This window comes from Pseudomonas sp. LJDD11 (assembly GCF_024584215.1).
Taxonomy (GTDB): Bacteria; Pseudomonadota; Gammaproteobacteria; order Pseudomonadales; family Pseudomonadaceae; genus Aquipseudomonas.
On the sequence record NZ_JANJFL010000016.1, the window covers coordinates 59,488 to 86,178 of the forward strand.

The window sequence follows — 26,691 nt, forward strand, 5'->3', positions numbered from 1 at the left end:
TCGCTTACCTCGCGTTACTGGCGCCGACCGGGGATTCCGGCTGGAGCTTCAGGTAGAAGTAGAACAGCGTCAGGGTGATCACGATCAGCAATGCGGCGGCCGCACTGGCCAGGCCCCAGTTGAGGAACGATTGCACCTGCTGAACGATGAATTCGGGCAGCATCATGTTCTGGGCACCGCCGAGCAGCGCCGGGGTGACGTAGTACCCCAAAGACATCACGAACACCATCAGGCCACCGGAGAACAGCCCCGGACGGCACAGCGGCAGGAACACCCGGAAGAAGTTGGTCCACGGGCTGGCACCGCAGATGGAGCCGGCCTGCAACACCATCGGGTCGATCGCCTGCATGGTCGCCTGCAAGGGCAGGACGATGAACGGGATCATGATGTAGGTCATGCCGATCACCACGCCGGTCAGGTTATGCACCATTTCCAGCGGCTGATCGATGATGCCCATGGCCATCAGGAATTTGTTGACCACCCCGGAGGCTTGCAGCAGCACCAGCCAGGAGTAGGTGCGGGCCAGCAGGCTGGTCCACATCGACAGCAGCACGATGTTCAGCATCCAGCGGCCCCAGCCGCGTGGCACCAGGGTAATCGCCCAGGCCAGCGGGAAGCCCAGCAGCAGGCTGAACAGGGTGACCAGCCCGGCGACCGAGAAGGTGTTGAACAACACCCTGGCATAGGCCGAGTTGGCAAACAGTTCCTGATAATTGCCCAGCCCCGGGGTGGGTTCCAAAACACCGCGCAGCAACAGGCCGATCAGCGGTGCGAAGAAGAACAGCCCCAGAAAGAGCAGGGCGGGCAGCAGGTTGCGGCTGCCACGCCAGCGTTGTGACAGTGAAGGCTTGATTGTCATGCTCGCTCTCGTGTTCGCTAGCGGGGCGTGAACCGCGCCGGCGGTGCTGGACGCACCACCGGACACAGAGGGTTGGCCGAGAGTCCCGGCCGGCATCTTTACTTGACCAGCCATTCGTTCCACCGCTTGGCGATATCACCACCGTTCTTGGCCCAGTAGGCGAAGTCCAGGGTGATCTGCTCATCCGGGTAGGCAGTCGGCAGGTTCTTGGCCAGGGTCGAGTCCAGGCGGGCCTGGCTGTCGAGGTTGACCGGCGCGTAGGCGCTGAGGTTGGAGAAGTCGGCCTGGCCTTTGGCGCTGGTGGCTTCGGCAATGAACTTCATCGCCGCTTCCTTGTTTTTCGCGCCTTTTGGCACAACCAGGAAGTCAGCCATGACCAGGTTCTGTTTCCAGCTCACGCCCACCGGTGCGCCGTCTTGCTGCAGCGCATAAACCCGGCCGTTCCACATCTGGCCCATGGACGCTTCACCCGAGGCCAGCAGTTGCTGGGACTGGGCACCGCCGCCCCACCAGACGATGTCTTTCTTGATGGTGTCGAGTTTTTTGAAGGCGCGGTCCAGGTCCAGCGGATAGAGCTTGTCCTTTTCTACGCCATCAGCGAGCAAGGCCAGTTCCAGCACGCCGGGGCTCGGCCATTTGTACAGGGCGCGTTTGCCAGGGTAGGTTTTGGTGTCGAACATCGCCGACCAGTTTTCCGGATTCTTGCCGCCGACCTTGCCTTCGTTGTAACCCAGCACGAAGGAGAAGAAGAATGAGCCAGCACCATGGTCGGAAACGAATCGCGGATCAATCCGGTCGCGCTTGATCGTGTTGAAATCCAGCGGCTCCAGCAGGCCTTCACTGGCGGCACGCAGGGCAAAGTCAGCCTCTACGTCGACCACGTCCCACTGGACGTTGCCGCTTTCCACCATGGCCTTGAGCTTGCCGTAGTCGGTGGGGCCGTCCTGCACGACGGTGATCCCGCTCGACTTGGTGAAAGGTACGGCCCAGGACTGCTTCTGCGCATCCTGAGTCGAGCCCCCCCAACTGACAAAGTTCACGCTTTCAGCGGCCATGGCTGCAGCACTCGAGAATGCCAACACGCCAGCAGCCAGGACTGCAGTTGCACGTTTGTTCAACACCATTTTCACGCCCTCATTTGTTGTGTTTTGAGCGGGCCTGTGTTTTGTGCCCGCTTATATCGGAGCAGTGGATCCAAGCGGACCCTTTGAAACTGGCGACCGGGCCAGGAGGCTGTTTTTTTGGCTATCCCTTGCGGGCGCACCTGACGAAAATCTTCGGTCTACGGGATATCATATTATGGTATTCCAAACTTTCTGCAAGCGTTTTGCCTGCCCTGATTCACCTCCTCGTCGCTTTTATTCTGTAAGGGTAGTGGCCGAGTGTTTCACTCGATGGGTCCAGTGAACGGGATGCTTTCGACCACCTCGAGGTCGTAACCGGTCAGACCTGCATATTTGAGCGGCGGGCCGAGGTGACGCAGCTTGCCGACACCCAGGTCCTGCAGGATCTGGGCCCCGGTGCCGACTTCGGAATAGATGCGCGATTGCGAGCGGGTGTACTGGCGGGGCGGCTTGGTCAACTGCGGTACGCGTTCGAGCAGCGCTTGCGAGGACTCGTGGTTGGCCAGCACCACCACCACGCCATGGCCTTCTTGCGCAACCCGTTGCAGCGCGGCCCACAGCGTCCAGTTGGCCGGGCCGGTGTACTCGGCGCCGACCAGGTCGCGCAGCGGGTCGACGACATGCACCCGTACCAGAGTCGGCTGCTCACGTTTGATATCGCCCATGACCATGGCCATGTGCACCCCACCTTCGATGCGGTCTTCATAGGTAAACAGGCGAAAGGTGCCATGCACAGTGGGCAGCTCGCGTTCACCGATGCGTTCGACCGTGTGCTCGTTGCTCAGCCGGTAGTGGATCAGATCAGCGATGGTGCCGATGCGGATACCGTGTTTGGCGGCAAATTTTTCCAGGTCCGGGCGGCGGGCCATGGTGCCGTCGTCGTTCATGACTTCAACAATCACCGAGGCCGGGCTGAAACCGGCCAGGCGCGCCAGGTCGCAACCGGCTTCAGTGTGCCCGGCGCGGGTCAGTACGCCGCCTTCACGGGCGCGCAACGGGAAAATATGGCCCGGTTGCACCAGGTCTTCGGCCTTGGCGTCGGCGGCCACCGCGGCCTGCACCGTGCGTGCGCGGTCGGCGGCGCTGATGCCGGTAGTGACTCCGGTCGCGGCTTCAATCGATACGGTAAAGGCGGTGGCGAACACGCTGCCATTGCTGGGCACCATTTGTTCCAGTCCCAGGCGCTCGCAGTGTTCATCGGTCAGGGTCAGGCAGATCAGGCCGCGTGCTTCGCAAGCCATGAAGCTGATGGCTTGCGGCGTGCAACGGTCGGCGGCGAGCAGCAGATCGCCTTCGTTTTCCCGGTCTTCGTCATCGACCAGCAAGACCATCTTGCCCTGGCGGTAGTCGTCAATGATGTCTTCTATACGATCGAACGGCATTATCAGGATCTCGGTGTTATGGTTACGGTGCTCCATAGTGGTATACCATAATACGAAGAGTTTCGCAGATTGCTTTCCATTGCAAACCATCCATTGAAAACAGCGAGATCAAGATGAAAGCCTACTGGATTGCCCACGTCGATGTGACCGACCCACAGCAGTACACCGAATATACCCAGCGCGCGCCTGCTGCGTTCAAATTATTTGGTGGCAAATTCCTGGCACGCGGCGGCCGCTCTGAAGCCATCGAAGGCCGTGACACCCCGCAACGCAGTGTAGTAATCGAATTCGATTCTTACGAACAGGCCATTGCCTGCTACAACTCGCCCGAGTATCAGGAAGCGGCGGGGCATCGTGAGGGTGTGGCGAAGGCTGAGATTGTGATTGTTGAGGGGGTTTGAAAGGCGGGGCGTTGTGGCTAGCTGAAACGCTGCTCGGCCAGACGCCTCACATCATTGTAGGAGCGACCTTGGTCGCGAAGAGGTCAGTGCATTCGCGGCAGATGCTGTGAATGTACCGGCCCTTCACGCTTTTCCCGGTCAGCCTGTCCCGTTCACTCAGATCGGAATTTGACCGTCGCCCCCAGCACTTCAAGCTGCTCACTCAAGCGGCGAAGTTGCAGCTTTGCACCGCTTGCCGCTGTAAATGGCGGCGCCTCAGCCAATGCTAATGTTTCTTTCAACGACATTTTTCGGCTCTTGCTGATCACCTGAACAACCTTGAGCTTGTGCGGACCCAGATCACTCACGATCAACTCGCCGCTTTGATAGTCAGCCGGATCGAAGTCAGCGCCATCAAGCGATGACTCTTCCAGATCCCCACCATCCCGGCGCGCATCGAGAATCTCCCGCCAGAATCTATTCGACGAGCCCGTCGCCTCGACGATCAAACGCTCAAACTCAGCGTTGTCTTCATTCACCTGCGCCAATGCGGCCAGCAGCCGAGCGAAAGCGGCGAGGCTCGGGGCAATCTGCGTCGCGTCCCAGCGCCCGGCACCGTGAGGTGCGTAATACACCGGATAACCGCTTTGCGCCTCGGCTGTGGAAATGAAAATGGGGTCGTCCAGCCCGGTCAAAGCGATGACATACCAGGCGGGATGCCAGGCGCCGTTGGCTTCGCTGGCCAGGCTTTCGCCGGTAAGGCCGTGGGTGCGAAAGCCTATCTGGAAATCATCGAGGCGATCTGGGGCAGGGTAGTGCGTGGGTAAGTATGCGTCACCGACGATGACGGGGTCGGTCAGGAACGCCTGGAGGGTTTCGGGAAGCGAAAGCATGGATCAATGGCGTCCTTAAACAGTAATGCCGATTAATCAAGAATCAGCACAATTCTTGTGGGAGGCAAGCTCTGCTGGAGACCCACTCAGACATTCCCCAGCAGGTTTTTTGTGTATGACGTTTTTTCGGTCGATCTGTATCTAACGGCCTCAGATCCAGCGCCCTATTATCGTGCCGCCAGCCATGCACATCTCAAACTCTTGTGGCATGTCTGCTAAGTCAATCGAGTCGAGTTTTCAGGAGTAATACCATGCCCGAGTTATCCAATTTATTGGCCTATGGCTTGATCTCGCTGGGCATGGTTTTGACGCCCGGACCAAACATGATCTACCTCATCTCGCGGTCGATTTGCCAAGGGCGCAAGGCCGGGTTAATCTCGCTGGGCGGCGTGGCGTTGGGTTTCGTCTTCTATATGCTCTGCGCCGCACTGGGTATCACCGCCTTGTTAATGGCGGTTCCCTATGCCTATGACGCCCTGAGAATCGGCGGCGCGCTGTATCTGCTTTATCTTGCCTGGCAGGCCATCAAGCCTGGCGGTCGCTCTGCGTTCCAGGTGCAGGATCTGCCCAAAGACAGCCCTCGCAGACTGTTCATGATGGGCTTTGTCACCAACCTCCTGAACCCGAAAATTGCAGTGATGTATTTATCATTGCTGCCCCAGTTTATTAGCCCTGCAGACCATGGCAGCGTGCTGACGCAATCATTGGTGCTTGGCTTTACCCAGATCGTAATCAGCGTCAGCGTCAATGCGCTGATTGCTATCACGGCCGGCTCCATCGCGCACTTCTTCGTGAACAGGCCCGTCTGGCAAACCGCGCAGCGCTGGATAATGGGCACGGTACTGATGGGCTTGGCCGTACGTATGGCAGTGGAGCAGAGGCGCTAAGTCGCGACCTCTTGGCCTTTATTGCTGTTGCTGAGAGTGCACGTTGTCGTGATTTGCCTGTGCCAATGCTGCCAGCAGCTTGCCGAACGCGGCGAAGCTCGGGGCGATCGGCAACGGGTCCCGGCGCCAGTTCAGCTTTGCTGGCGACTGCTGCGGTACATTTTTTATGGATGCGCTGCATTCGCCAGCAGAGCTTGTGTCTACAAGGAAGAGTAAAGTCTCAGCATCTGCTGCGAATATGTCGCCGCCTTCGTTGTGGTCTGGCAAGCCCATCCCTACCAGTCTTTACTCGCCACCACCACGCCGGCTCAACTCACCGAATAAAATGCACCTTCCCACTGTCATCATTGCCAATATAAATCCCATACACCCCCGCCTGCCGCTCCTCGATATACCGCTCCAGAATCTGCCGTATCGCCGGGTAGTAAATACTCTCCCAAGGAATCTCTTCGGGGGCAAAAAACCGGTAGTCCATGGTCTCCGGCCCATATTGGTCGGTCACTTCCAGGGCGATGGCGCGGAAGATGATGTACACCTCGCTGATCTTCGGCACGCTGAAGATTGAGTAGGGCGAGATGATTTCGGCGCGTACGCCTGATTCTTCCCAGACTTCACGCAGGGCGGCCTGTTCGGTGGTTTCGCCACCTTCCATGAAGCCGGCCGGCAGGGTCCAGGTGCCGGGGCGCGGGGGGATGGCGCGTTGGCACAGCAGGTATTTGCCGTCCTGCTCGATGATGCAGCCGGCAATGATCTTCGGGTTGATGTAGTGGATGTACTGGCAGGCGCCGCACATCAGCCGTTGGTGGGTGTCGCCGGCTGGCGTGCGGTGGGTGAGGTCTGTGCTGCCGCATTGCGGGCAGTAACGCGGCAGCGGCATGGTCAGCGGCCTATGCGAGGGTCTTTGAGTGCGACGGGCTGCACGATGTCGCGTGCTTCGGTGCCGTCGTTCTGTTTCGATTGCAGGTAGTCCAAGGCTACGCGTGCGGCGTTGCGTACGTGGTCGACCGAGGCCTGGTGGGCGGCCTGTGGGTCGCCGCTTTTGATTGCCTCGACCATCCGTTCCATTTCCTGGTTGCTGGCGCCGCGGCGGTTTTCTTGCGACACGGAGGTGGCGCGCAGGTAGCTGATACGGGCCTGCAACTGGCGCAACTGGGTGGCGGCCACGTGGTTGCCCGAGCCTTCGAGCAGCACGTCGTAGAAGCCTTGGACCGAATCAATCACCTGTTGTAGCTCGCCGTCCTTGAGGGCCTGGCGGTTTTCTTCCAGGGCCGCCTCAAGGGCGCGGATGTCACGGGGTTTGGCGCGCAGGGTGAACAGCTGCACGATCAGGCCTTCGAGTACGCAGCGCAGCTCGTAGATGTCGCAGGCGTCTTCGAGGGTGATGATCGCCACCCGTGGGCCTTTGGCGTCGGCGAATTCCACCAGGCCTTCGGACTCCAGGTGACGCAGGGCTTCGCGCACCGAGGTACGGCTGACCCCGAGGCGGTCGCACAGGTCGCGCTCGACCAGGCGGTCGCCCGGCAACAGCTGGAAATTCATGATCGCGCTGCGCAGTTTGTCCAACACGATTTCCCGCAGGGTGACGGGATTGCGGTTGACCTTGAAGGTGTCATCGAGTGGCAGGCGTTTCATCGGTTCGGCTCGGAGTATGGCTGGCTGCTGGCAAGGATCGGTTCATCAGAGGGTAGCTCCAAAATGGCTGCGCTCGGCAATACGGCGTTGAAATCGACCTCAAAATGCTCATGTACTCAATGTACATTGCGCTTGTTCGGCCAATTCGCCTTGTCTTGCCTTCGCTCGTCGATTTTGTAAACACCCTCTTACACGAACGCTGATAGTCTGCCGAAGCCAGTAAATGACTGGACTAACGCAAAAGCCCGCGCACCCCAAGGGGGCCCGGGCTTTTGCCGAGTTTATCACGCAGTTGCCCCGAACCAACAAGGCCACCCATGACGATCAGTCTTAGCCGAACGCGGGCAGGGCGCCGAGCTTGCCGCGATGATAGATCATCGGGGTCACCGGCTCTGGCGGCAGGATCAGGTTCTTCACCGCGCCGACGATGATGGCGTGGTCGCCGCCGTCGTACTCTCGCCACAGTTCACACTCGATGATCGCTGTAGCCTTGGCCAGCAACGGGTTGCCCAGCTCGCTCAGGGTGTACTCGATGCCTTTGGCCTTGTCCTTGCCTTTGCCGGCAAAGGCGTAGGCTTCGGCTTGCTGGTCGGCACCGAGCAGGTGAATGGCGAAGCGCTTGCTGTCACGCAGCACCGGGTAGGTGTCCGAGGCGTAGTTGGGGCAGAACAGCACCAGCGCCGGATCGATGGACAGCGCGCTGAACGCACTGGCCGTGATGCCTACCAGGTTGCCTTCGGCGTCCAGGGTGGTGACGATGGTCACCCCTGACGGAAAGGAGCCCATGACTTCTTTGTAGATACCGGGTTCGATCATTTGCTGCAGCCTCGGTTAACGCATCACGAAAGGATCGGGCATCGGTGCTTGCGAGAGATTGATCCATACCGTTTTCAGTTCGGTATAGGCCAGCACCGAGTCGATGCCGCTCTCGCGACCGTAGCCGCTGTTCTTGAAACCGCCGATCGGCGCCATGGCCGATACTGCACGGTAGGTATTGACCCAGATGATACCGGAACGCACGTCGCGAGCCAGCCGGTGTGCGCGGCCAAGATCACGGGTCCAGATGCCAGCCGCCAGGCCGAACTGCGAGTCGTTGGCGATCGCCAGCGCCTCGGCCTCGTCCTTGAAGCGAATCACCGAGGCCACCGGGCCAAACACTTCTTCCTGCATGATCTTCATCGAGTTGCTGTCGCACTCGAACAGGGTCGGCTCATAGAACCAGCCGGCCTCGGCGTTTGCCGGGCGTTTGCCACCCAGGCGCAGGCGTGCGCCCTCAGCGACGGCGTCGGCCACCAGGCCTTCAACGACTGCCAGTTGCTGGGCGGTGGCCATCGGGCCCATCTCGGTGGTTTCGTCTTGCGGGTTGCCGATCCGGATGCGCTTGGCGCGTTCGACCAGACGCTCGACGAATTCATCAAAGATCTCGTCCTGCACCAGCAGCCGCGAGCCGGCCACACAGCTTTGCCCCGAGGCGGCGTAGATGCCGGCGACCACGCCATTGATGGCGCTGTCCAGATCGGCGTCGGCGAAGATGATGTTCGGCGACTTGCCGCCCAGTTCCAGCGACAGCTTGGCGAAGTTCTCGGCGCTGCTGCGCACCACATGGCGCGCGGTGGCGGCGCCGCCGGTGAAGGCGATCTTGCGAATCAGCGGGTGGCGGGTCAGCGCGGCGCCGGTGCTTGGGCCGTAGCCGGTGACCACGTTGACCACGCCCGGCGGGAAACCGGCTTCCAAGGCCAGGCGCGCCAGCTCCAGAATGGTCGCCGAGGCGTGCTCGGAAGGTTTGAGCACGATGGTGTTGCCGGCCGCCAGGGCAGGGGCCAGTTTGATCGCGGTCAGGTACAGCGGGCTGTTCCACGGGATGATCCCGGCCACAACACCCATCGGCTCGTGCACGGTGTAGGCAAACAGGTCAGGCTTGTCCAGCGGCAGGGTGCCGCCTTCGAGCTTGTCGGCAAGCCCTGCGGTGTAGTGAAAAAACTCGGGCAGGTAGCCGACCTGGCCGCGGGTTTCGCGGATCAGCTTGCCGTTGTCACGGCTTTCCAGCTGGGCCAGGTGTTCTTTGTTCTCGGCAATCAGATCGCCCAGCCGACGCAGCAGCTTGCCCCGTGCGGTGGCAGTCAAACCGCGCCAGGCCGGGCTTTCGAAGGCGGTCTGCGCCGACTGGACGGCACGTTCGACGTCGGCTTCATCGGCATCGGGCAACTGCGCCCAAGGCTCGGCCAGCGCCGGGTTGAGGCTGTCGAAGGTCTTGCCGGAGAGGGCATCGACCCATTGGCCGTCGATGCACATCTGAAAACGAGTGAGGGTCATGCAACATCCCCTTTGATCGGGTTGTGTAAGGCCGCGGATTTGTCGAGGAAGTCGAGCAGCACCTGGTTGACCAGGCGTGGCGACTCGACCGGCATCATGTGGCGCTGTTCAGGCAGGATGGCCACTTCGGCGCCCTTGATGCGCATCGCCAGTTGGCGAGCCATGTCCGGGGTCGAGCCTGGGTCCAGCTCGCCGGTGGCGATCAGGGTCGGCACATTGATGCTGCCCAGGTCTTCGGCGCGGTACATGTCCTGGGTGGCGAACAGTTTATAAGTGGTCAGGTAACCCTGCAGGTCGTTATTGGCCAGGTCTTGGCGAATCGCGGCGATCTGCGCCGGGTTGGCCGCCTGGTATTCACGGCTGAACCAGCGCGCCAGTGCTTCGCTGGCATTGGCATCCGGGCCGTGTTCGGCGACCTGAGTGGTACGGGCAATAACGCTGGCACTCTGTTCGGGAGAGCGGTTGAACACGCTGTTGAGCACCACCAGGCCGGCCAGACGCTGCGGATGATGCAGTGCGAAGGCACGTGCCACCAGACCGCCCATTGAGAATCCGATCACCGTGGCGTGTTCCAGGCCCAGATGGTCGAGCAGTTCCAGCAGTTGTTCGGCATAGCCTGGCAGGCCGGTGTCCGGGTCCGGACGCGGGCTGGCACCATGGCCGAGCATGTCATAGGCAATGACCTGGTAGCCGGTCGACAGACCGACGATCTGCCCGCCCCACATTTCTTTGTTGAGTCCCACCCCGTGAATCAACACCACGGGGTGGCCTTGGCCGGTCGCCAGATAACTGGTGCCGGCCGGGGTGCGTTCAGCGGTGAGCCGAATCATGGATTGCTCCTACACAGGCGTATCAGACTCTGTAGCGAAAGGGGCACTGCGCGGCCATCCTGGCCTGCACGCGCCATCCTTTCGCACAGATCCGGAATGAAATTACTGAGCCGCTTTCTCGGCAGCCAGTTCTTCCAGGTCGATGTAGCGGTTGCCGATGCGCGGGTGCAGGCGGCCGCCGTTGGCTGCGCCCAGTACCACGACGATTTCGTCGGCACGTGGCGCATCTTCGATCTGGAATTCCAGAGTGATGTAGTGCGAACGCAGACCTTCGTCATCCTTGTGCATCATTGGCACCTGGATCGAAGTGCCCGGGCCGCCACGCTTGTTGGTGAAGCTCAGGTAGCTCTTGGCCTTGACCGCTTCGCGGTAGTGGTTGCCAAAGCGCAGGGTGTGGATTACCGCAGAAGCGTGCTCGATTTCGCCATCAGCGCCGACCACAGCGGCCTTGCCGTAAGCTTCGATCTTGTCGGCACCACCGATGGCGGCGGTCAGGCGCTCAACCATCAGCGCACCCAGGTCGGAACACCAGGCACGGATTTCAGGCTTGAGGTCTTCCACGAAACCACGACCCGCCCACGGGTTCTTGATCACGGCGGCCAGGCCGACCATGGTCACCGGCTTGTCAGTGGCTTTGCCACCTTCAATCAGGGTTTCTTCGGTGTAGGTGACGATCTTGCGAATTTCGAAGCTCATGGAGGACTCCCATAGGTGGGTCGTTGTATTTGGTATGATGGTATACCATAAGATTGTCCGCGCAAGTCCTTTCTATAAAGCCGGTGAAAAAAAGCCGCTCGGGCCTGCCCGGACCGTGACCGGCGACGTCAGCACTATCCAGTTTCGGCACAATATTGCCCGCACCCAGGCGCCCGGAACGGAACTTGCCTCAGTGCCGACGACTGCGTCGGGAGTGACAGGCGATGAACCATTTCACTGTAGCGGGCGATACGCCCGCACTGGATTTTTCCGGCCTGCGCCGTTGCCAGGCCACCGATATCGACGAGCATGCGCATAACCTGTCCAGTTGGCAGCTCAGCTACGACCAATTGACCCCGGGACGCTTCGCGGGCGAGCTCACCGAGCTGCGCTGCGGCTGGATGCAGTTGGTGCGCGACCGCTCTAATCAGGCCATGATCAAGAGCGGCCAGGCCTGGCAGGGGGCGCTGACGTTCAGCCTGCCGCTGGCCGAACATGACGATGTGTATTGCGCCGGGCACACCATCAGTCGCCCCAGCCTGTTGGTGGCGCAAGCCGATGACCTGCCGCAAGTGCGCACCCCAGGCCCGCTGGACCTGCTGTGCATCGCCGTGGAGCGCGACGCATTGCAAGACATACTGCAGCGCCAGAACCGTGAATTGCAGATTACCTCTTTTCCCACCTGTTACCGGCTGGAGGAGACCGGGTTACACCTTGAACTGCGCGGGGTGCTCGATGACTTGTTCAGCACTGACGCGCAGACCCTCAACTATGAGTCGATTCGCCATGCGCTGCGCGACGCGATCATGCTGCAATTGCTCGATCAGGTGGCCCCGGATGGCGAGCACCTGAACGCCACGGCCCGCAAGCGCATGGTCGACCGTGCCAGGGAGTACGCACTGACCCACCTCGACCAACCCTTCACCCTGCTGGACCTGTGCAACAACATCGGTGCCAGCCGGCGCAAATTGCAGTACTGCTTCCAGGAGGCTCTGGGCCTCAACCCGCTGGCTTACTTGCGTGCGGTGCGCCTCAATGCGGTGCGTCGTGAGCTGTTGCGTGGCAGTGCCGCGACCTCGGTGCAGGACGTGGCGGCGCGCTGGGGCTTCTGGCATCTGAGCCGTTTTTCGGGTGAATACCGGCAGATGTTCGGCGAGTTGCCGTCACAAACCCTGCGCCGCAGCGGTTGTGCTGAAAACGGATAACGGCCTTTGGCCGCTACCGTCGAGGATGTCCCTGACACTAAACAAGGGGCATCCCATGAACCATAAAAACAACAACGCGCGGGTTTTGTTACTGGCCACGCTGGCAGGGCTGTGCGGGACCGCCCTGGCGACCGAGAACGGTGCACCCACCACCGCTGTCGGGGTTTATGACTTCGGTGCCGGGATGACACCGCCGGTCACCCCCAACGGTACGCTGGGCCTGCGCACTTCCTTTTATTCGGCCAGGGTGCAGAAAGACGGCCGCGGCAACGACGTCAACAATGACTTTTCCCTGAGTGTGCTGTCGTTGGGGCTGGCCTACATTCGCATGACCGACTACCAACTGTTCGGTGCCAATTACGGCTTCAGTACGGTGGTGCCGTTCTTCAAAATGGACGCCGAACTCGGCATCGACACACCGGTCGGGCGGCTGGAGTTCGAGGCCGATCCGTTTCGCTTGGCTGACGTGCAAATAACCCCGCTGATCCTGCAGTGGAACCTGTCGCCGAACCTGTTCGTCAACGCGCAATTCCAGATTCAGGCACCGACCGGCGACTACGATAAAAACCGCCTGATTTCTCCCGGCCTCAATCACTGGACCTTCTCGCCGATCGTTAATGGCACCTGGATCAGTGACAGCGGCTTTGAGGTGTCGTCCAGCTTCGAGGTCGACGTCAACACCCGCAACAACGCCACTGACTACAAAAACGGCGTCGAGTACCGCCACGAGTTTGCCGTGGGCCAGCACTTCGGGCCATGGACAGCGGGCATCGGCGGCTACTACTACCGCCAGTTCAGTGACGACGACGCACCGAACCTGACCACCGGCAACCGTGCCCGGGTCATGGCGGTAGGGCCGGCGCTGAGTTACTTCAAGCCGGGCCTGCCGCCAGTCTGGCTGCATGCCTACAAAGAGTTCGACGCCCGCAACCGGGCCGAGGGCTACACCGTCGCCTTGCGCATCGCCCACAGTTTCTGAGGACTTCAGCATGACTACTGCACATGAGGGCAGCCTCCGGGTTGCCCGTGGGCGCCGTGAGGGCGTGTTACTGATGTTGGGTTCGAGCCTGACCATTATGGGTTCGGTGATGATCGCGCCGGTGCTGCCGCGTATCGGCGCCGAATTCGGCCCGACCACCGCCCATGCCGAGGTGCTGGTGCCGCTGGCGGTGACCGGTCCGGCGCTGGCCATCGCGCTGTTTGCGCCCCTGGCCGGCTGGCTGGCCGACCGACTGGGGCGCAAGAACCTGCTCGTGCTCGGTACCTTGCTCTATGCGCTGCTGGGCGCCTTGCCGCTGCTGCTCGATGACTTGCGGGCGATTGTTGCGGTGCGCATGTTGTTCGGCTGCGCCGAGGCGGCGGTGATGACCTGCTGCGCCGCCTTGATCGCCGACTATTGGCATGGCGAAGAACGGCTGCGCTACGTCAACCGCCAGGTAGTGACCATCGGCCTGGTTGGCGCGCTGTTTTTCGTCGCCGGTGGGGCGCTGGGCGAACACTCGTGGCGCTGGCCGTTCGCGCTGTATCTGTTGCCGTTACTGCTGCTGCCATTGATGGCCCGCTGGCTCTGGGAGCCGAACCGGCAAGTCGCTCAGGTGGCGGGCGAAGAGGGCGCCCGGGTGTCTCTGGCGGGCGTGTTGATCGGCTATGCGCTGGTGCTCGGCGGCATGATCCTGACCTTCGTGGTGCCGATCCAGACGCCCGGCTTGCTGGTGGCCATGGGCGTGACGTCGAGCACCCTGATCGGGCTGTCGGCAGGTCTGGGGCTGCTCTCGACCCTGTTCGGCTCGCTGGGCTGGCCGTTGCTGCGCCGTCGCCTCGGGGTGCCGGGTTGCAATGCGGCCTTGCTGTGCCTGATGGGCCTGGGGCTGTGGCTGCTGATGCGCGCACAAAGCTACAACGCTGTGCTGTTGGCGGTGTTCATTCACGGCCTTGGGGCCGGGCTGCTGGTGCCTAACGTCATGGCCCCGGTGATGAATGCGCTGACCGCGCGCACTCGGGGGCGTGGCCTGGGTGGCTTTACCGCGTGCCTGTATCTGGGCCAGTTCATCAGCCCCATCGTGGTGCTGGCGGTGGCCGCTCAGGCCGGCGGCATCCCTCAGGCGATCTTCTGCCTGGCGCTGGCCGGGTTCGGCGTGGCACTGCTCTGCGCCCTGATTGCTGTACAGCGTCGCCAGGGCATTGCGCCAGCGGCTTCTTCTTTGAATCATCAGGAATGACCGACATGCAAGACATCCACAATCTGTTCGACCAGGAAGACGGCACCGGCCTGGCCACCCGGGTGCGCAATGCCGAGCTACACCCCGCTGAACTGCTGGAGGCGGCCATCGTGCGCCTGGAGCGGGTCGAGCCGCAGCTTAACGCGGTGGTCGAGCGGCTGTACGACGATGCCCGCGCAGCCGCCCGACAACCGGCCAGTCGGCTGGGGCCATTCGCGGGCGTGCCGACGCTGGTCAAGGACCTGTTTTCGCCGCTGGCCGGTGCATTGATGAGCAATGGCTCCCATGCCCTGGGCCTGGCGCGGCCGGATTTCGACGGCGAACTGGTCAGCCGCCTGCGGCGCAGCGGGTGCCTGTTGATGGGCACCAGCACCTCACCGGAGTTCGGCACCTCGTACACCACCGAATCTCAGCGCTTCGGCGCCACCGGTAACCCATGGAGCCTGGAGCACAGCAGCGGCGGCTCAAGCGGCGGGGCGGCGGCCTTGGTCGCGGCGCGGGTGGTGCCTTTTGCCCACGGCAATGATGGCGGCGGCTCACTGCGGGTGCCGGCGTCGTGCTGCGGGGTGTTCGGCTTCAAGCCCAGTCGTGGCTTGCTGCCGTCCGGGCCGATCGTGGGCGAGGGCTGGGCGGGCATGGGCACCGGTCACGCGATCACCCTGAGCGTGCGCGACAGCGCCGCCTTGCTTGATGCTACCGCTGGCACTGACCTGGGCGCACCCTATGCCGCACCGCTGGCGGCGCGGCCCTATCGGCTGGCGGTGCTCGACGAGCCGGCGCCGCTGCGCATCGCACTGGTCGAACAGGTCGGTCCGTGGCCGGTGTCTGCTGACAGTCAGGCAGCGCTGCGCGATGCAGCAACGCTCTGCGAGTCGCTGGGGCATCGGGTGGTGCAGGAAAGCCTGCCGGTGGACCTTGAGGCGTTTCTCGATCAGGTATTCACCATCATCGGCGCCAGCACCCGCAACTACCTCGATGTATTGGGGCAAATGCGCGGCGCGCCGGTCAGCCTCGACGAAGTCGAAGCCCGTACCCGGATCATCCTGCGTGATAAAGGCGAAGTAACCGGTGCCCAATATGCCGGCGCGGTAGAGTGGATTCATGCGTTTGGCCGGCGTATGGCGGGGTTCATGCAGAACTACGATGTGATCCTTACCCCGACCCTGGCCCGCCTGCCGCCACGTCTCGGTGAGCTACAGGTCGAGAGCGACCGCTGGTCGCTGCAGCAACTGATCGAGCATTTCCACAGCTACTCGCCGTACACCGCCCTGTGCAACGCCAGCGGCCAGCCAGCGATGTCGGTGCCGTTGTACTGGAGCCCGAGCGGGTTACCGCTGGGGGCGCATTTCATGGGCCGGTTTGGCGAAGAGTCATTGCTGTTGTCCCTGGCCGCCCAACTCGAACGCGCCCGCCCATGGCGCGGCCGGGTGCCGCCGGTCAATGCCATGGGCAGTCAGCCTCGCTGATATCGCGGCCCTTGTAGGAGCGGCTTCACCCGCGAAGGCTTCGCGGCTGAAGCCGCTCCTACGGGATATCTATTAAAAATCAATGATTTGCATTTTGTTTGATGAGAGTGGCAGGCCGGCGCTCCGGTTGTCGTGGGGCCGAACCACAACGAAGACGGCGGCACATTCACAGCAGATGCAGTGAATGTGCTGGCCTCTTCGTCGGAATACCGCCCAGACCAAGGTCGCTCCCACCGGGGAAGTATTGCGGTTAAAGCTGCTGCTACGCTTCCTGACGCTCTTCATGCGCATGCGGTTTGCGCCGCAGCACTGACAGCACCCAGACAAAGAAGATCGGCACCAGAATCACTCCCAGCAAGGTCGCGCTGAGCATCCCGCCGATCACTCCGGTACCCAGCGCCCGCTGGCTGGCGGCCCCGGCACCGGTCGCCAGCGTCAGCGGCACCACGCCGAGAATGAACGCCAGCGAGGTCATCACGATCGGTCGGAAGCGCAGGCGTGCCGCTTCCAGCGCTGCTTCACGCAGCGGCTTGCCTTTTTCCCACTCTTCCTTGGCAAATTCCACGATCAGGATGGCGTTCTTCGCCGCCAGACCGATGATGGTGATCAGGCCAACCTTGAAGTACACGTCGTTAGGCAGCCCGACCGCAGTCACCGCCAGCACCGCACCCAAGGCACCGACCGGTACGATAAGCATGACCACCAGCGGAATCGCCCAGCTTTCATACAGCGCCACCATCAGCAGAAAGACCACCAGCAGCGCCAGTACGAACAGCGTCGTCGCCTGGCCGCTGGCGATCTTCTCCTGGTACGAAAGGCCCGTCCATTCATAGCCGATGCCCTCGGGCAACTGCGCCATGATCCGCTCCAGCTCCGCCATCGCGGCACCGGTGCTGACGCCGGGCGCAGCGTCACCGGCAATCGAGAACGACGGGTAACCGTTGTAGCGGGCGATCTGCACCGGGCCTTCTTCCCAGCGTGTGGTGATGAACGCGCCCATCGGCACCGGTGTACCGCTGCTGTTGGGCACGAACAGTTTGAGTACGCTCTCCGGGGTCATCCGCGAGGCGGATTCGGCCTGCACCACCACCCGTTGCTGGCGTCCGGCATTGGCGAAATCGCCAACCGTGGCCGAGCCGAAGGCGGTGGACAGTGCATTGCTGATCGACTCGAAGCTCACCCCCAGCGTGCGGGCTTTTTCCCGGTCGATATCCAGACGCAACTGTGGCGCCTCTGCCAGACCTTCCATCATCGCGTAGAGAATCAGCGGGTTACCGTTGGCCTGACCAAGCAACTGGTTGCGTGCCTGGATCAGTGCTTCACGGCCAAGACCGCCACGGTCCTGCAGGCGCAACGAGAAACCGCCGGAGGTGCCCAGGCCTTCGATGGGCGGCGGCGTGACCGCCATGACCGCGCCGTCGTTGATGCTGGCAAACGCCTGGTTGAAGGCAGCGGCTTCATCGGCGGCTGACTGGCCGTCGCCCCGCACTGACCAGTCCTTGAGGGTCGGGAAGGCCAGCGCGGCGTTCTCGCCCATACCAGAGAAGCTGAAACCAAGAATCATGGTCACCGCATCGGTGGCTTCGCGATTCATCAGCCACTGTTCCAGTTGCTGGGCGGTCGCGTCGGTACGTGCCCGTGTTGCGCCGGGCGGTAACTGGACATCGACGATGGTGTAGCCCTGGTCTTCGATAGGAACGAAGGACTCCGGCAGGCGCAGGTAGAAGAAACCCAGCAGGGCGACGATGCCGACATAGATCAGCATGTAGCGCCCGGCGCGTTGCAGCAGGCTCGAATTGAGCGCCGTATAGCGCTCGGTCAGGCGCCCGAAGCGGCGGTTGAAGCCACCGAAGAAACCGGTTTTTTCATGATGGCCCTTGGCAATGGGCTTGAGCAGGGTAGCGCACAGCGCCGGGGTGAAGGTCAGGGCCAGGAAGCCCGAGAACAGGATCGACACCGCCAGCGACAGCGAGAACTGCTGGTAAATCACGCCCACCGAACCGCCCATGAACGCCAGCGGCAGGAACACCGCCGACAGCACCAGGGTGATGCCGACAATCGCGCCAGACACCTGGCCCATGGCCTTGACCGTAGCTGCGGCCGGCGACAGGCCTTCTTCGGCCATGATCCGCTCGACGTTCTCGACCACCACGATGGCGTCATCGACCAGAATGCCGATGGCCAGGACCATGCCGAACATGGTCATCATGTTCACCGAGAAGCCCAGCAGGTACATGATTGCCAGGGTGCCGGCCAGACACACCGGCACCACGATGCTGGGGATCAGGGTGTAGCGGATATTCTGCAGAAACAGGAACATCACCAGAAACACCAGGACCATGGCCTCGACCAGGGTGTAGATCACTTTCTGGATGGCTACATCGACGAACTTGGAGGTGTCGTAGGGAATCGAGAATTCCACGTCTTCCGGGAAGCTGGCCGACAGTTCTTGCAGGCGCTGCTTGACCGCTTCGGCGGTGGCGATAGCGTTGGCGCCCGGCGACAGTTGCACCGCGCCGGCCACTGCAAGCTTGCCGTTCATGCGCGCGTCGAAGTTGTAATCCTGGCTGCCAACGGCCAGGCGCGCGACCTCGCCAAGGGTGACGTTGGAGCCGTCCGGGTTGGCGCGCAGCACGATCCGGGCAAACTCGTCCGGGTTGTCCAGGGTGCCTTTCACGGCCAGTACGCCGGTCAGTTCCTGGCCTTGCGCACCGGGGCTGGAGCCGAAGCTGCCAGCCGGCACCTGGACGTTCTGGGCACTGATCGCGGCGGTCACGTCACTGATCGACAGCCCATAGCCGACCAGCTTCTGCGGGTCGATCCATACCCGCATGGCCGCTTCAGAGGCAAAAAACTGCAGCTTGCCGACACCGGGAACCCGGCGCAGCTCGTTATTGACGTTGCGCGCGGCGTAGTCGGCCAGCGCCACGGTGCTGCGGCCTGCGGTATCACCCTTGTAGTTCAAGGCGTAGATCAGCAAAAAGCCGGCGCTGGCCTGTTCGACCTGCAGGCCCTGGGTCAATACCGCCTGGGGCAGACGCGCTTCGGCCTTTTTGATGCGGTTCTGAACTTCGACCTGAGCCAGGTCCGGGTCGACACCGGGCTGGAAGCTCACGTTGATCTCGGCAATGCCGTTGGCGTTGCTGGTCGAGTTGTAGTACAGCAGGCCCTTGGCGCCGTTGAGCTCTTCCTCGACCACGCTGGTCACCGAGTCGACCAGCACCTTGGCAGAGGCGCCAGGGTAGGTCGCGGTAATGGTGATCTGCGGCGGTGCCACGTTGGGGTATTGGGCCACGGGCAGCGAGGGCAGGGCGATCAACCCCGCCAGCAGGATGAATATGGCGACGACCCAGGCGAAGTTGGGCCGCTTGATGAAAAACTCTGACATGACGGTTCCTCGTAGTCAGGCTTAGCGGGCGGCAGGCTGGGCCTGTGCTTGCACGTGATCGGGTGCCTTGACGCTCACTTTGTCACCGGGGTTGAGGCCGTTCATGGCGCCGACAATGACCTGCTCACCGGCCTGCAGGCCGGCGGTGATCTGCCAGCGTGAATCCTGCATCGCGCCGGTCTGTACCGGGCGCGCCTGGGCAGTGCCGTCAGTACCAATCACCATCACCCGAGCATTGCCGTCGGCGCTGCGTTGCACGGCTCGCTGCGGCACCAGAATGGCCTGCGGCTCGACGCTTTGCGGGGCCTGAACCCGCACGAACATGCCTGGCAGCAGCAGGCCGTCCGGGTTGTTGAAGCGCGCTCGCAAGGCCACCTGGCCGGTATTGCGCTCGACATCCACATCGGTGAACAGCAAGGTGCCGCGGCTCTGGTAGTCAGTGCCCTCGACCCTCAGGGTCAAGGCCTCTTCACCGCCTTTGGGCAGCCGGCCGTCCTGCATGGCTGCACGCATGCGCAGGGCATCGGCGACCGGTTGGGTAAAGTCGACATGCACCGGGTCCAGTTGCTGGATAGTGGCCAGCAGTGTGACTTCGTTCTGGCCGACCAGCGCGCCTTCGGTCACGGCGGCACGCCCGACCCGTCCGGAAATCGGTGCCTTGACCGTCGCATAGCCAAGGTTCAACTGCGCGGTCTCGACATCGGCCTGGGCTGCCCGGCGCGCCGCCTGGGCATTCTGCATGGCGGCTTTGGCGGTATCAAAGGCTTGCTGGCTGACCGCTTCGATCTTCACCAGCGGCTCGTAACGCTTAAGGGTGGCCTGGGCGTCATACAGGGTCGCTTCGCTACGCGCCAGGTCGCCCTGGGCTTTGGACAGCGCGGCCTTGAATGGCGCCGGGTCGATCTGGAACAGCACCTGACCGGCCTTGACGTCACTGCCTTCGGTGAAGTTGCGGCTCAGCACAATACCGGCGACCCGGGCCCGCACCTGAGCGACCCGCACTGGTTCGACCCGGCCGGGCAGTTCACTGATGACCGTGAACGGTTCTGCCTTGACTGTCAGGGCCTCGACCTCGCGCGGCCCGCCTGCACCCGGCGCCTGTTCCGCTGGCTGTTGATCACATCCGCTCAGGCCCAAGACGGCCACCAGCGCCACCGCCGTAGCGATCCGCCCTCTGTGCATTTTGCTCATTACTCACCCGGGGCAGTGCCCATAGTCCTTTTCAATAAGCTGGCAATGATCTAGCTTTGTGCTATATGAGTCAATATCAATAAGCTGGCAATGATCTAGCTTTGTGCTATATGAGTCAATATTGACTCATGTGATGCTTGTGTGAGCAATTTTGCAATATTCATTGTGATTGTGAGCCATTTCTGCACAATGGCGCCCACGCTGTTCTTGCCGAGTGAAGTCCCGTCTCATGGATCTACCTGCTTCAGACACCAAGTTTTTAAAGGCCCTGGCGGTTGCCGTGGTCGATCATCAGAGTGGCACGTTCAAAGACATTGCTCAGGCCGCCGGGGTCAGCAAGGCGACCCTCAATCGCTTCTGCGGCACTCGGGCAAATCTTGTCGAAATGCTACACGAGCACAGTTCCAGGCTGATGTTGCAGACCACTGTCGATGCCGACCTGCAAAACGCACCGCCCCTGACGGCCTTGCAACGTCTGATCGAGGGGCATCTGACCCACCGGGAAATGCTGATCTTCATGATGGCCGAATGGCGCCCCGACTGCATGCAGGAAGATGCCGAGATGCGCCGCTGGATGCCGTACTCCGATGCGCTGGATGCGTTCTTTTTGCGTGGCCAGCATGCCGGGGTGTTTCGTATCGACATCAGTGCGCCGGTGCTGGCCGAGCTGTTCTGTTCAATGATCTTCGGCCTGGTCGAATCCGAGCGGCGTGGCCGGGTGGCCCGTGCGGCGATGCCGGGGGTATTGCTGAAGTTCTTTCTCGAAGGTGCAGGCAAGGCCTGAAATCACTATTTCAGCGCCCCTCACCCTCATAGCGATCCAGCGTGTCGCGGGCGATTTGCCGGCCCAGCGCGATCAGTTCCGGGGCCTTGTAGAACTCGAAAAAGCGGCACACCCGCTTGGGCACGTTGATCAGGATATCCGGCGGGTAACCGGCGATCTTGTACTGCGCCAGTGAGGTCTGCATCACCTCGAAGCTCTGGTTGATCAGGTCGAGCAGCGACGCCGGGCCGACGTTGTCGATGACAATTGCGCCGGTCGCGGACTTCGGCGCGCCGGGTTTTTCCGGGGCCGCTGCGGCCTGCTGGCCCTGCGGGTCGGCACTGGGTTCATTCAGCCATGGGTTGAATGGCTGGGGTTGATCCTCGCCAGCCAGCGGCTGCTCGTTGCCTTCGAGGCGACGCCGAAACGGCAGGCGCGAACCGATTGAACCGAGCAGCAGGTCGAAGCGTTTTTTCACCGCTGGCGGGCGCTCGATGACCGGCAGGCTGTAAGGCTGCTGGTGGGTGGCGTTGAGGTTGACCGCCACAATCAGGTCACAATGGCTCGATACCACCGGCACGATGGGCAGCGGGTTGAGCAGGCCGCCGTCGACCAGCATGCGCGAGCCCTGCATGACCGGGGTAAACAGGCTGGGGATCGCCGCCGAGGCGCGCATCGCCTGATGCAGGCAGCCTTCCTGAAACCAGATTTCCTGCTGGTTGGTCAGGTCGGTGGCGACGGCGGTATAGGGGATCGCCAGGTCTTCGATGTTGATGTCACCGACGATCTCGCGAATCTGTCCGAAGACTTTCTCGCCGCGAATTGCGCCCAGCCGAAAGCTCACATCCACCAGCCGCAGCACGTCGAGGTAATCGAGGCTTTCGATCCAGTCGCGATAATGACCCAGCTTGCCGGCCGCGTAGATGCCGCCGACCACCGCGCCCATGGAGCAGCCGGCAATGCAGGCGATCTCATAGCCGCGGCGTTCCAGTTCTTCGATGACCCCAATGTGGGCATAACCCCGTGCGCCACCGGAGCCCAGTACCAGCGCGATTCTTTTGCTCATGACAACACCCTCTGTGGTCTCAAATGACTACAAAAACGGTTACGCTTTCGAGAGATGGTCATGGCACTTTCACTGCACGGCATCGTCCAACAGCTACCCCCTAATACGTTTGAGGAAACATCCCATGAAAGCCTGGATCTGTCTGCCCTTGATTATCGTGGCGCTGGCTGGCTGTGCAGGCAAGACCAGCTATCGGGCCAGTTGTGGCAACCAGCTCGACGCCGCCTGGAAAGAGCTGGATCTGGCCAAGGCCGAAGGTTTTGCCGGCACTGTCAGTTACTCCAAGGCGCTGTCATTGTTGACCGGTGCCAAGACCCAGCAACAGTTCGAAGCCTTCGAAGGCTGCACTGAAAAGGCCGAGAAAGCCCGGTTCTATATTCGTGAGTCGCGTGCAGGTCGCTGAGTCACCAATTAACAGAAAGCATTTGAATCAAACCATCTCTATGCTGAAAAGACCTACGCTACTCGTAGTGTGTCTTACTTGTGGCACAGCAATGGCCATCAGCTGTCAAGAGAGGTTGTGTGATGGGGAGAAAACTCGATGCCTGTCTGAGCGCGATCAATGAGGTCGTGCTGGGCAAGGAAGCCCAGGTTCGAATGGCTGTTACCTGTTTGTTGGCAGGCGGCCATCTGCTGATCGAAGACCTTCCCGGAATGGGCAAGACCACCCTGAGCCATACCCTGGCCAGGGTGCTTGGTCTGAGCTATCAACGTATTCAGTTCACCTCCGACCTGCTGCCGGGCGACATCCTTGGCACCTCGGTGTTCGACCGTGAAACCGGGCAGTTCACCTTTCATCCGGGGCCGATCTTCACCGAATTGGTGCTGGCCGATGAAATCAACCGCGCCACCCCGAAAAGCCAGAGCGCGCTGCTTGAAGCCATGGAAGAGGGGCAGGTGTCTATCGAAGGCGCCACGCGGCTGCTGCCTGACCCGTTTTTTGTCATCGCGACCCAGAACCCGTTCAGTTCCGGCGGCACCTTCGCCTTGCCGGAGTCGCAACTGGACCGGTTCCTGATGCGTATTTCGATGGGCTATCCGGCCCGTACAGCCGAAAAAGCCTTGCTGCTGGGGCAGTCGCGGCGTCTGTTGTTGCCGCAGATCCAGCCACTGCTTGATCATGCCGAGCTGGGTTTGTTGCAGGCTCAGGCGCGCCAGATACGGGTCAGTGATGCGTTGGTCGATTACGTCCTGCGGCTGGTCGATGCCACGCGCAGCCAGCCACAGTTCGCTTTTGGCCTGTCGCCCCGTGCCAGCCTGGCCTTGCTGGCGGCAGCGCGGGCCTGGGCGCTGATCGCGGGCCGCGATTATGTGATTCCGGAAGATGTCCAGGCAGTATTGCCTGCGGTGGTCGGCCATCGGCTGCGTGAGCGCAGTGACCCGACCGGGCATGGCGGTAATGCGTTGGTGCAGTGGTTGCTGCGTGAGGTGCCAGCGCTGTGATCGAACGCTTCAAGCCTGTCTGGCAACGCTGGTTGGTGCGGCGCATTCCGGCGGCGACGCGCATCGTGCTCGATCACCGGCGCATTTTTATCCTGCCGACCCGTAATGGCGCGGCGTTTGCCGGGCTATTGCTGTTGATGCTGCTGGTGGGCATCAATTATCAGAACAGCCTGGCCTATGGCCTGACGTTCCTGCTGTTGTCGGTGGGGCTGCTGGGCATCGTCCATACCTATCGCAACCTCAGTGGCCTGATCATCAGCGCTGGCGCCGCCCGCGCGGTATTTGTCGGTGAGACCGTGTTACTGCGCCTGCGCCTGGACAGCTCCGGTCCGGCCCACCAGTGCGTTGGCGTGGGGTGGGATGCGCTGAGCCTATTGAGAAGCAATGTGCCCGCCGCCGGCAACAGCGAGCTGGAGTTAAGCCTGCCGGCCCAGGCCCGTGGTTGGCTGCGCGCGCCGCGGTTGCGGGTCGAGAGCGTGTTTCCATTGGGTTTGTTGCGTGCCTGGACCTGGCTCGACCTGGAGCAGACGGTGCTGATCTACCCGCAGCCGGTCGCCGGGCGCATGCCATTACAGGCCGGGGTGCAGCCGCATGCCGAAGACGATGGTCAACTTACCCGCGGCCAGGGGGTGGACGATTATCAAGGTCTGCGCAGCTACCAGCCCGGCGATAACCTGCGGCGTCTGCACTGGAAAGCCTGGTCGCGGGGGCAGGGGTTGTTGGTCAAGGATTTCAATGACCTCAGCGGCCATGACCTGTGCCTGGATTTCACCGTGCTTGATGGTGATATCGAGCAGCGGCTGTCGCGGCTGTGTTATTGGGTGCTGGAATTGTCACAGCGGCAGCAGCCGTTCGCCATGCGCCTGCCCGGTTTTGAAGTGGCCATCGACAGCGGCGATCGTCATCGTGAGACCTGCTTGCGCGCCCTGGCACTGTACGGAGTGCGCGGATGAGCAAAGCCGAGCTTTCCCTGCCCATCAGCCGCATCGCCCTGACCTGGCTGTTATTGGCCCAGGCGCTGATCATCGTGCCTTTTGTCATGCATGTGCCGCCGCCATTGATTGGCCTATGGCTGGTGTGCACGTTGTGGCGCATCCAGGTATTTCGCATGCGTGCGCGGATACCCAGTGCCTGGGTCAAGGTTGCGCTGTTGATTGGCACGGCGGGCGGCGTTTATCTGGCCCGAGGCACCCTGATAGGGCTGGAAGCCGGTGCGGCGCTGCTGATTGCCGCCTTTGTGTTGAAAATGCTGGAAATGCACACCCGGCGCGATGCGCTGGTACTGATTCTGCTTGGGTTCTTCTGTGTGGTGGTGGGCTACCTGTTTGAGAGCAACCTGTTCTGGGGGCTGTTCACCCTGTTGCCGGTCGGCGCCTTGCTGGCGGCGCTGATTGGCCTGAACCAGAGTGACCCGCAGAGCAATCCGGGCGCGACGTTGCGTCTGGCCGGCAAGCTGATGCTCCAGGCCGTACCGCTGATGCTGGTGCTGTTCCTGTTCTTTCCACGGCTGGAGCCGATCTGGTCGCTGCCACAGCCGGGCAACAAAGGCATGACAGGGCTTTCAGACAATATGGCGCCGGGGGACATGGCTGAGCTGAGTCGCTCGCCAGCACTGGTGTTTCGCGCCAGCTTCGACGGCGAGCTGCCGGCGCGTAACCGCCTGTACTGGCGCAGCCTGACCCTCGATCAGTTCGATGGCCGGCGCTGGTCGCAGTCGGCACCGACCCAAGGCGTGCAACTGGCGCAGTGGCAAAAGCAGGGCGAGCCGCTGGGTTACAGCATCGTGATGGAGCCGAGCGGCAAGCCCTGGTTACCGAGCCTGGACGTCAGCCAGAGCGATCAGGGCGATGTGCGCCTGATGAGCGACTTTCGCCTGCAGCGGCGCCGCCCGGTCAGCCAGTCGTTGATGTACGCCGCCCAGGCCTGGCCGCAGGCATTGCGTGACGTGCGGCCCAATGCCTACCTGCAGCTACAGGCCCTGCAGTTGCCTGCCAAGGGCAACCCGCAGGCCCGGCAATGGGCGGCTGACTTGCAGCGTCGCTACCGGCAGCCGGACAGGCTGGCCGAGGCGGTGCTGCGGGAGTTCAGTGAGCAGGCCTTTCATTACACGCTCAAGCCACCGGTGCTGGGGCCCGACAGTGTCGACGACTTTCTGTTTGCCAGCCGTCAAGGCTTTTGCGCGCACTACGCGGGCGCGATGGTTTTCGTGCTGCGCGCGGCGGGCATTCCGGCCCGGGTAGTGGCCGGCTATCAGGGCGGCGAATTCAACCCCGCTGGGGAGTACCTGACCGTGCGCCAGTACGATGCCCACGCCTGGGTCGAATATTGGCAGCCAGAAATCGGCTGGCGCTCTGTCGACCCGACTGCTGCGGTGGCGCCACAGCGTATCGAGCAAGGGCTGGAGCAGGCCCTGGCCGCCGATGAAGCGTTTCTGGCTGACGCACCGATGTCGGCGCTGCGCTACCGTCATGTACCGTGGCTCAACGATTTGCGTCTGGGCTGGGACAACCTCAACTACGGCTGGCAGCGCTGGGTGTTGGGCTATCAGGGCCAGCAGCAGTTGCAAGTGCTCGATCGCTGGTTCTCGGGTTGGCAGGTGCCGGCGTTCGTGGTTGCCTTGCTGCTGGCATTGGCGCTGGGGGTGTTGTGGGTACTCAAGCCCTGGCAGCGCGAAAGCGATGCGCAACTTCGTCTGTTCAATGCGTTCGAACGGTTATTGGCGCGCCATGGGCTGCGACGCTTGCCGGACGAGGGGGCTCAGGCATTCGGTGAGCGTGCCGCGCTGCGGTTTCCGCAGCAGGCGTTGGCCATCGAGGATTTCATCGTGCAGTTTATCGCCCAGCGCTATGCTGCACCTTCGACCTCGTTGCATGGCTTGCGCCGCGCCTTGAAGAATCTGCGTCGTCAGTTGCCCTGGCGTCTGGCGAGCGCGAAGAACCGACATCCGTGACTCT

Annotated in this window: 25 protein-coding genes; 11 read left to right on the forward strand and 14 right to left on the reverse strand. The window is 62.1% G+C overall.

What is annotated here, in order from left to right; translation table 11 throughout:
• Positions 1 to 4: 4 nt before the first annotated feature.
• From NRB16_RS18405 to ribBA, 3 genes are all read right to left on the reverse strand, one after another.
• Entirely contained in the window at positions 5 to 973 is a 969-nt protein-coding gene (locus NRB16_RS18405) for an ABC transporter permease (protein WP_084710113.1), read from the reverse strand.
• Positions 958 to 1,983 (reverse strand): ABC transporter substrate-binding protein, encoded by a 1,026-nt coding sequence (locus NRB16_RS18410; protein WP_045492054.1) that lies wholly within the window; start codon positions 1,981 to 1,983, stop codon positions 958 to 960. The genes NRB16_RS18405 and NRB16_RS18410 overlap by 16 nt, the downstream gene beginning before the upstream one ends.
• 263 nt (positions 1,984 to 2,246) lie before the next feature.
• Entirely contained in the window at positions 2,247 to 3,365 is a 1,119-nt protein-coding gene (ribBA, locus tag NRB16_RS18415) for a bifunctional 3,4-dihydroxy-2-butanone-4-phosphate synthase/GTP cyclohydrolase II (protein ID WP_253116710.1), read from the reverse strand.
• A gap of 113 nt (positions 3,366 to 3,478) precedes the next feature.
• On the opposite strand from ribBA, the gene NRB16_RS18420 reads away from it, so the two are divergent.
• Positions 3,479 to 3,766 carry a DUF1330 domain-containing protein gene (locus NRB16_RS18420; protein ID WP_257106638.1) on the forward strand — a complete coding sequence of 96 codons (288 nt, stop codon included), beginning with the start codon at positions 3,479 to 3,481 and terminating at the stop codon, positions 3,764 to 3,766.
• A gap of 152 nt (positions 3,767 to 3,918) precedes the next feature.
• Here the strand turns inward: NRB16_RS18420 and NRB16_RS18425 are convergent, their stop codons facing one another.
• Complete coding sequence (locus NRB16_RS18425) at positions 3,919 to 4,638, reverse strand: hypothetical protein (protein WP_257106639.1); 720 nt, start codon at positions 4,636 to 4,638, stop codon at positions 3,919 to 3,921.
• A 251-nt stretch (positions 4,639 to 4,889) separates the two neighbouring features.
• Here NRB16_RS18425 and NRB16_RS18430 point away from each other — a divergent pair, with 251 nt between their 5' ends.
• Entirely contained in the window at positions 4,890 to 5,525 is a 636-nt protein-coding gene (locus NRB16_RS18430; protein WP_257106640.1) for a LysE family translocator, read from the forward strand.
• 18 nt (positions 5,526 to 5,543) lie between these two features.
• On the opposite strand, the gene NRB16_RS18435 is transcribed toward NRB16_RS18430, so the two are convergent.
• The 7 genes from NRB16_RS18435 to NRB16_RS18465 all read right to left on the reverse strand — a co-directional run bounded on the left by NRB16_RS18435 (position 5,544) and on the right by NRB16_RS18465 (position 10,996).
• Positions 5,544 to 5,798 (reverse strand): hypothetical protein, encoded by a 255-nt coding sequence (locus tag NRB16_RS18435; RefSeq protein ID WP_253142306.1) that lies wholly within the window; start codon positions 5,796 to 5,798, stop codon positions 5,544 to 5,546.
• Positions 5,799 to 5,838: 40 nt separating this feature from the next.
• Positions 5,839 to 6,402 (reverse strand): NUDIX hydrolase, encoded by a 564-nt coding sequence (locus tag NRB16_RS18440; RefSeq protein ID WP_045492044.1) that lies wholly within the window; start codon positions 6,400 to 6,402, stop codon positions 5,839 to 5,841.
• A 2-nt stretch (positions 6,403 to 6,404) separates the two neighbouring features.
• On the reverse strand, positions 6,405 to 7,157 hold the full coding sequence (locus NRB16_RS18445) for a GntR family transcriptional regulator (protein WP_257106641.1): 753 nt from the start codon (positions 7,155 to 7,157) through the stop codon (positions 6,405 to 6,407).
• Between the two features lie 330 nt (positions 7,158 to 7,487).
• Positions 7,488 to 7,973 (reverse strand): flavin reductase family protein, encoded by a 486-nt coding sequence (locus NRB16_RS18450; RefSeq protein ID WP_045492040.1) that lies wholly within the window; start codon positions 7,971 to 7,973, stop codon positions 7,488 to 7,490.
• Positions 7,974 to 7,988: 15 nt separating this feature from the next.
• Positions 7,989 to 9,470 carry an aldehyde dehydrogenase gene (locus NRB16_RS18455; protein WP_045492038.1) on the reverse strand — a complete coding sequence of 494 codons (1,482 nt, stop codon included), beginning with the start codon at positions 9,468 to 9,470 and terminating at the stop codon, positions 7,989 to 7,991.
• Positions 9,467 to 10,300 (reverse strand): alpha/beta fold hydrolase, encoded by an 834-nt coding sequence (locus NRB16_RS18460; protein ID WP_045492036.1) that lies wholly within the window; start codon positions 10,298 to 10,300, stop codon positions 9,467 to 9,469. The genes NRB16_RS18455 and NRB16_RS18460 overlap by 4 nt, the downstream gene beginning before the upstream one ends.
• 102 nt (positions 10,301 to 10,402) lie before the next feature.
• Positions 10,403 to 10,996, reverse strand: coding sequence for an amino acid synthesis family protein (locus NRB16_RS18465; protein WP_045492034.1), 594 nt, complete (start codon positions 10,994 to 10,996; stop codon positions 10,403 to 10,405).
• Between the two features lie 224 nt (positions 10,997 to 11,220).
• Between NRB16_RS18465 and NRB16_RS18470 the strand changes: the two genes are divergently transcribed.
• Genes NRB16_RS18470 through NRB16_RS18485 form a run of 4 tightly spaced genes read left to right on the forward strand, consistent with a single transcriptional unit; the run spans position 11,221 to position 15,886 of the window.
• On the forward strand, positions 11,221 to 12,201 hold the full coding sequence (locus NRB16_RS18470) for a helix-turn-helix domain-containing protein (RefSeq protein WP_253142310.1): 981 nt from the start codon (positions 11,221 to 11,223) through the stop codon (positions 12,199 to 12,201).
• Between the two features lie 55 nt (positions 12,202 to 12,256).
• Positions 12,257 to 13,180, forward strand: a complete 924-nt coding sequence (locus NRB16_RS18475; protein ID WP_257106642.1) for a transporter — start codon at positions 12,257 to 12,259, stop codon at positions 13,178 to 13,180.
• A gap of 10 nt (positions 13,181 to 13,190) precedes the next feature.
• Positions 13,191 to 14,420: an MFS transporter gene (locus tag NRB16_RS18480; RefSeq protein ID WP_253142312.1), complete on the forward strand. Its 1,230-nt coding sequence runs from the start codon at positions 13,191 to 13,193 to the stop codon at positions 14,418 to 14,420.
• Between the two features lie 5 nt (positions 14,421 to 14,425).
• Positions 14,426 to 15,886 carry an amidase gene (locus tag NRB16_RS18485; protein WP_045492026.1) on the forward strand — a complete coding sequence of 487 codons (1,461 nt, stop codon included), beginning with the start codon at positions 14,426 to 14,428 and terminating at the stop codon, positions 15,884 to 15,886.
• Between the two features lie 262 nt (positions 15,887 to 16,148).
• On the opposite strand, the gene NRB16_RS18490 is transcribed toward NRB16_RS18485, so the two are convergent.
• The gene (locus NRB16_RS18490; RefSeq protein ID WP_045492024.1) at positions 16,149 to 19,274 is read right to left on the reverse strand and encodes an efflux RND transporter permease subunit; all 3,126 of its coding nucleotides are present in this window, start codon (positions 19,272 to 19,274) and stop codon (positions 16,149 to 16,151) included.
• Between the two features lie 21 nt (positions 19,275 to 19,295).
• Positions 19,296 to 20,465: an efflux RND transporter periplasmic adaptor subunit gene (locus NRB16_RS18495; RefSeq protein WP_373568477.1), complete on the reverse strand. Its 1,170-nt coding sequence runs from the start codon at positions 20,463 to 20,465 to the stop codon at positions 19,296 to 19,298.
• A 229-nt stretch (positions 20,466 to 20,694) separates the two neighbouring features.
• Here NRB16_RS18495 and NRB16_RS18500 point away from each other — a divergent pair, with 229 nt between their 5' ends.
• On the forward strand, positions 20,695 to 21,249 hold the full coding sequence (locus NRB16_RS18500; RefSeq protein WP_045492022.1) for a TetR/AcrR family transcriptional regulator: 555 nt from the start codon (positions 20,695 to 20,697) through the stop codon (positions 21,247 to 21,249).
• 10 nt (positions 21,250 to 21,259) lie between these two features.
• Here the strand turns inward: NRB16_RS18500 and NRB16_RS18505 are convergent, their stop codons facing one another.
• Entirely contained in the window at positions 21,260 to 22,294 is a 1,035-nt protein-coding gene (locus NRB16_RS18505) for a patatin-like phospholipase family protein (protein WP_045492020.1), read from the reverse strand.
• A gap of 124 nt (positions 22,295 to 22,418) precedes the next feature.
• On the opposite strand from NRB16_RS18505, the gene NRB16_RS18510 reads away from it, so the two are divergent.
• The 4 genes from NRB16_RS18510 to NRB16_RS18525 all read left to right on the forward strand — a co-directional run bounded on the left by NRB16_RS18510 (position 22,419) and on the right by NRB16_RS18525 (position 26,687).
• Positions 22,419 to 22,697 carry a hypothetical protein gene (locus tag NRB16_RS18510; RefSeq protein ID WP_045492018.1) on the forward strand — a complete coding sequence of 93 codons (279 nt, stop codon included), beginning with the start codon at positions 22,419 to 22,421 and terminating at the stop codon, positions 22,695 to 22,697.
• A gap of 122 nt (positions 22,698 to 22,819) precedes the next feature.
• The gene (locus tag NRB16_RS18515; RefSeq protein ID WP_045492016.1) at positions 22,820 to 23,737 is read left to right on the forward strand and encodes a MoxR family ATPase; all 918 of its coding nucleotides are present in this window, start codon (positions 22,820 to 22,822) and stop codon (positions 23,735 to 23,737) included.
• Positions 23,734 to 24,690 (forward strand): DUF58 domain-containing protein, encoded by a 957-nt coding sequence (locus NRB16_RS18520; RefSeq protein ID WP_045492013.1) that lies wholly within the window; start codon positions 23,734 to 23,736, stop codon positions 24,688 to 24,690. The genes NRB16_RS18515 and NRB16_RS18520 overlap by 4 nt, the downstream gene beginning before the upstream one ends.
• The gene (locus NRB16_RS18525) at positions 24,687 to 26,687 is read left to right on the forward strand and encodes a DUF3488 and transglutaminase-like domain-containing protein (RefSeq protein ID WP_257106643.1); all 2,001 of its coding nucleotides are present in this window, start codon (positions 24,687 to 24,689) and stop codon (positions 26,685 to 26,687) included. The genes NRB16_RS18520 and NRB16_RS18525 overlap by 4 nt, the downstream gene beginning before the upstream one ends.
• The last annotated feature ends 4 nt before the right edge of the window (positions 26,688 to 26,691 follow it).

Excerpts from the sequence above, each read along its gene's own strand:
- NRB16_RS18405 (WP_084710113.1), bottom strand. The coding sequence starts at position 973 with ATGGCTGGTCAAGTAAAGATGCCGGCCGGGACTCTCGGCCAACCCTCT.
- NRB16_RS18410 (WP_045492054.1), bottom strand. The coding sequence starts at position 1,983 with ATGGTGTTGAACAAACGTGCAACTGCAGTCCTGGCTGCTGGCGTGTTG.
- ribBA (WP_253116710.1), bottom strand. The coding sequence starts at position 3,365 with ATGCCGTTCGATCGTATAGAAGACATCATTGACGACTACCGCCAGGGC.
- NRB16_RS18420 (WP_257106638.1), top strand. The coding sequence starts at position 3,479 with ATGAAAGCCTACTGGATTGCCCACGTCGATGTGACCGACCCACAGCAG.
- NRB16_RS18425 (WP_257106639.1), bottom strand. The coding sequence starts at position 4,638 with ATGCTTTCGCTTCCCGAAACCCTCCAGGCGTTCCTGACCGACCCCGTC.
- NRB16_RS18430 (WP_257106640.1), top strand. The coding sequence starts at position 4,890 with ATGCCCGAGTTATCCAATTTATTGGCCTATGGCTTGATCTCGCTGGGC.
- NRB16_RS18435 (WP_253142306.1), bottom strand. The coding sequence starts at position 5,798 with ATGGGCTTGCCAGACCACAACGAAGGCGGCGACATATTCGCAGCAGAT.
- NRB16_RS18440 (WP_045492044.1), bottom strand. The coding sequence starts at position 6,402 with ATGCCGCTGCCGCGTTACTGCCCGCAATGCGGCAGCACAGACCTCACC.
- NRB16_RS18445 (WP_257106641.1), bottom strand. The coding sequence starts at position 7,157 with ATGAAACGCCTGCCACTCGATGACACCTTCAAGGTCAACCGCAATCCC.
- NRB16_RS18450 (WP_045492040.1), bottom strand. The coding sequence starts at position 7,973 with ATGATCGAACCCGGTATCTACAAAGAAGTCATGGGCTCCTTTCCGTCA.
- NRB16_RS18455 (WP_045492038.1), bottom strand. The coding sequence starts at position 9,470 with ATGACCCTCACTCGTTTTCAGATGTGCATCGACGGCCAATGGGTCGAT.
- NRB16_RS18460 (WP_045492036.1), bottom strand. The coding sequence starts at position 10,300 with ATGATTCGGCTCACCGCTGAACGCACCCCGGCCGGCACCAGTTATCTG.
- NRB16_RS18465 (WP_045492034.1), bottom strand. The coding sequence starts at position 10,996 with ATGAGCTTCGAAATTCGCAAGATCGTCACCTACACCGAAGAAACCCTG.
- NRB16_RS18470 (WP_253142310.1), top strand. The coding sequence starts at position 11,221 with ATGAACCATTTCACTGTAGCGGGCGATACGCCCGCACTGGATTTTTCC.
- NRB16_RS18475 (WP_257106642.1), top strand. The coding sequence starts at position 12,257 with ATGAACCATAAAAACAACAACGCGCGGGTTTTGTTACTGGCCACGCTG.
- NRB16_RS18480 (WP_253142312.1), top strand. The coding sequence starts at position 13,191 with ATGACTACTGCACATGAGGGCAGCCTCCGGGTTGCCCGTGGGCGCCGT.
- NRB16_RS18485 (WP_045492026.1), top strand. The coding sequence starts at position 14,426 with ATGCAAGACATCCACAATCTGTTCGACCAGGAAGACGGCACCGGCCTG.
- NRB16_RS18490 (WP_045492024.1), bottom strand. The coding sequence starts at position 19,274 with ATGTCAGAGTTTTTCATCAAGCGGCCCAACTTCGCCTGGGTCGTCGCC.
- NRB16_RS18495 (WP_373568477.1), bottom strand. The coding sequence starts at position 20,465 with ATGAGCAAAATGCACAGAGGGCGGATCGCTACGGCGGTGGCGCTGGTG.
- NRB16_RS18500 (WP_045492022.1), top strand. The coding sequence starts at position 20,695 with ATGGATCTACCTGCTTCAGACACCAAGTTTTTAAAGGCCCTGGCGGTT.
- NRB16_RS18505 (WP_045492020.1), bottom strand. The coding sequence starts at position 22,294 with ATGAGCAAAAGAATCGCGCTGGTACTGGGCTCCGGTGGCGCACGGGGT.
- NRB16_RS18510 (WP_045492018.1), top strand. The coding sequence starts at position 22,419 with ATGAAAGCCTGGATCTGTCTGCCCTTGATTATCGTGGCGCTGGCTGGC.
- NRB16_RS18515 (WP_045492016.1), top strand. The coding sequence starts at position 22,820 with ATGGGGAGAAAACTCGATGCCTGTCTGAGCGCGATCAATGAGGTCGTG.
- NRB16_RS18525 (WP_257106643.1), top strand. The coding sequence starts at position 24,687 with ATGAGCAAAGCCGAGCTTTCCCTGCCCATCAGCCGCATCGCCCTGACC.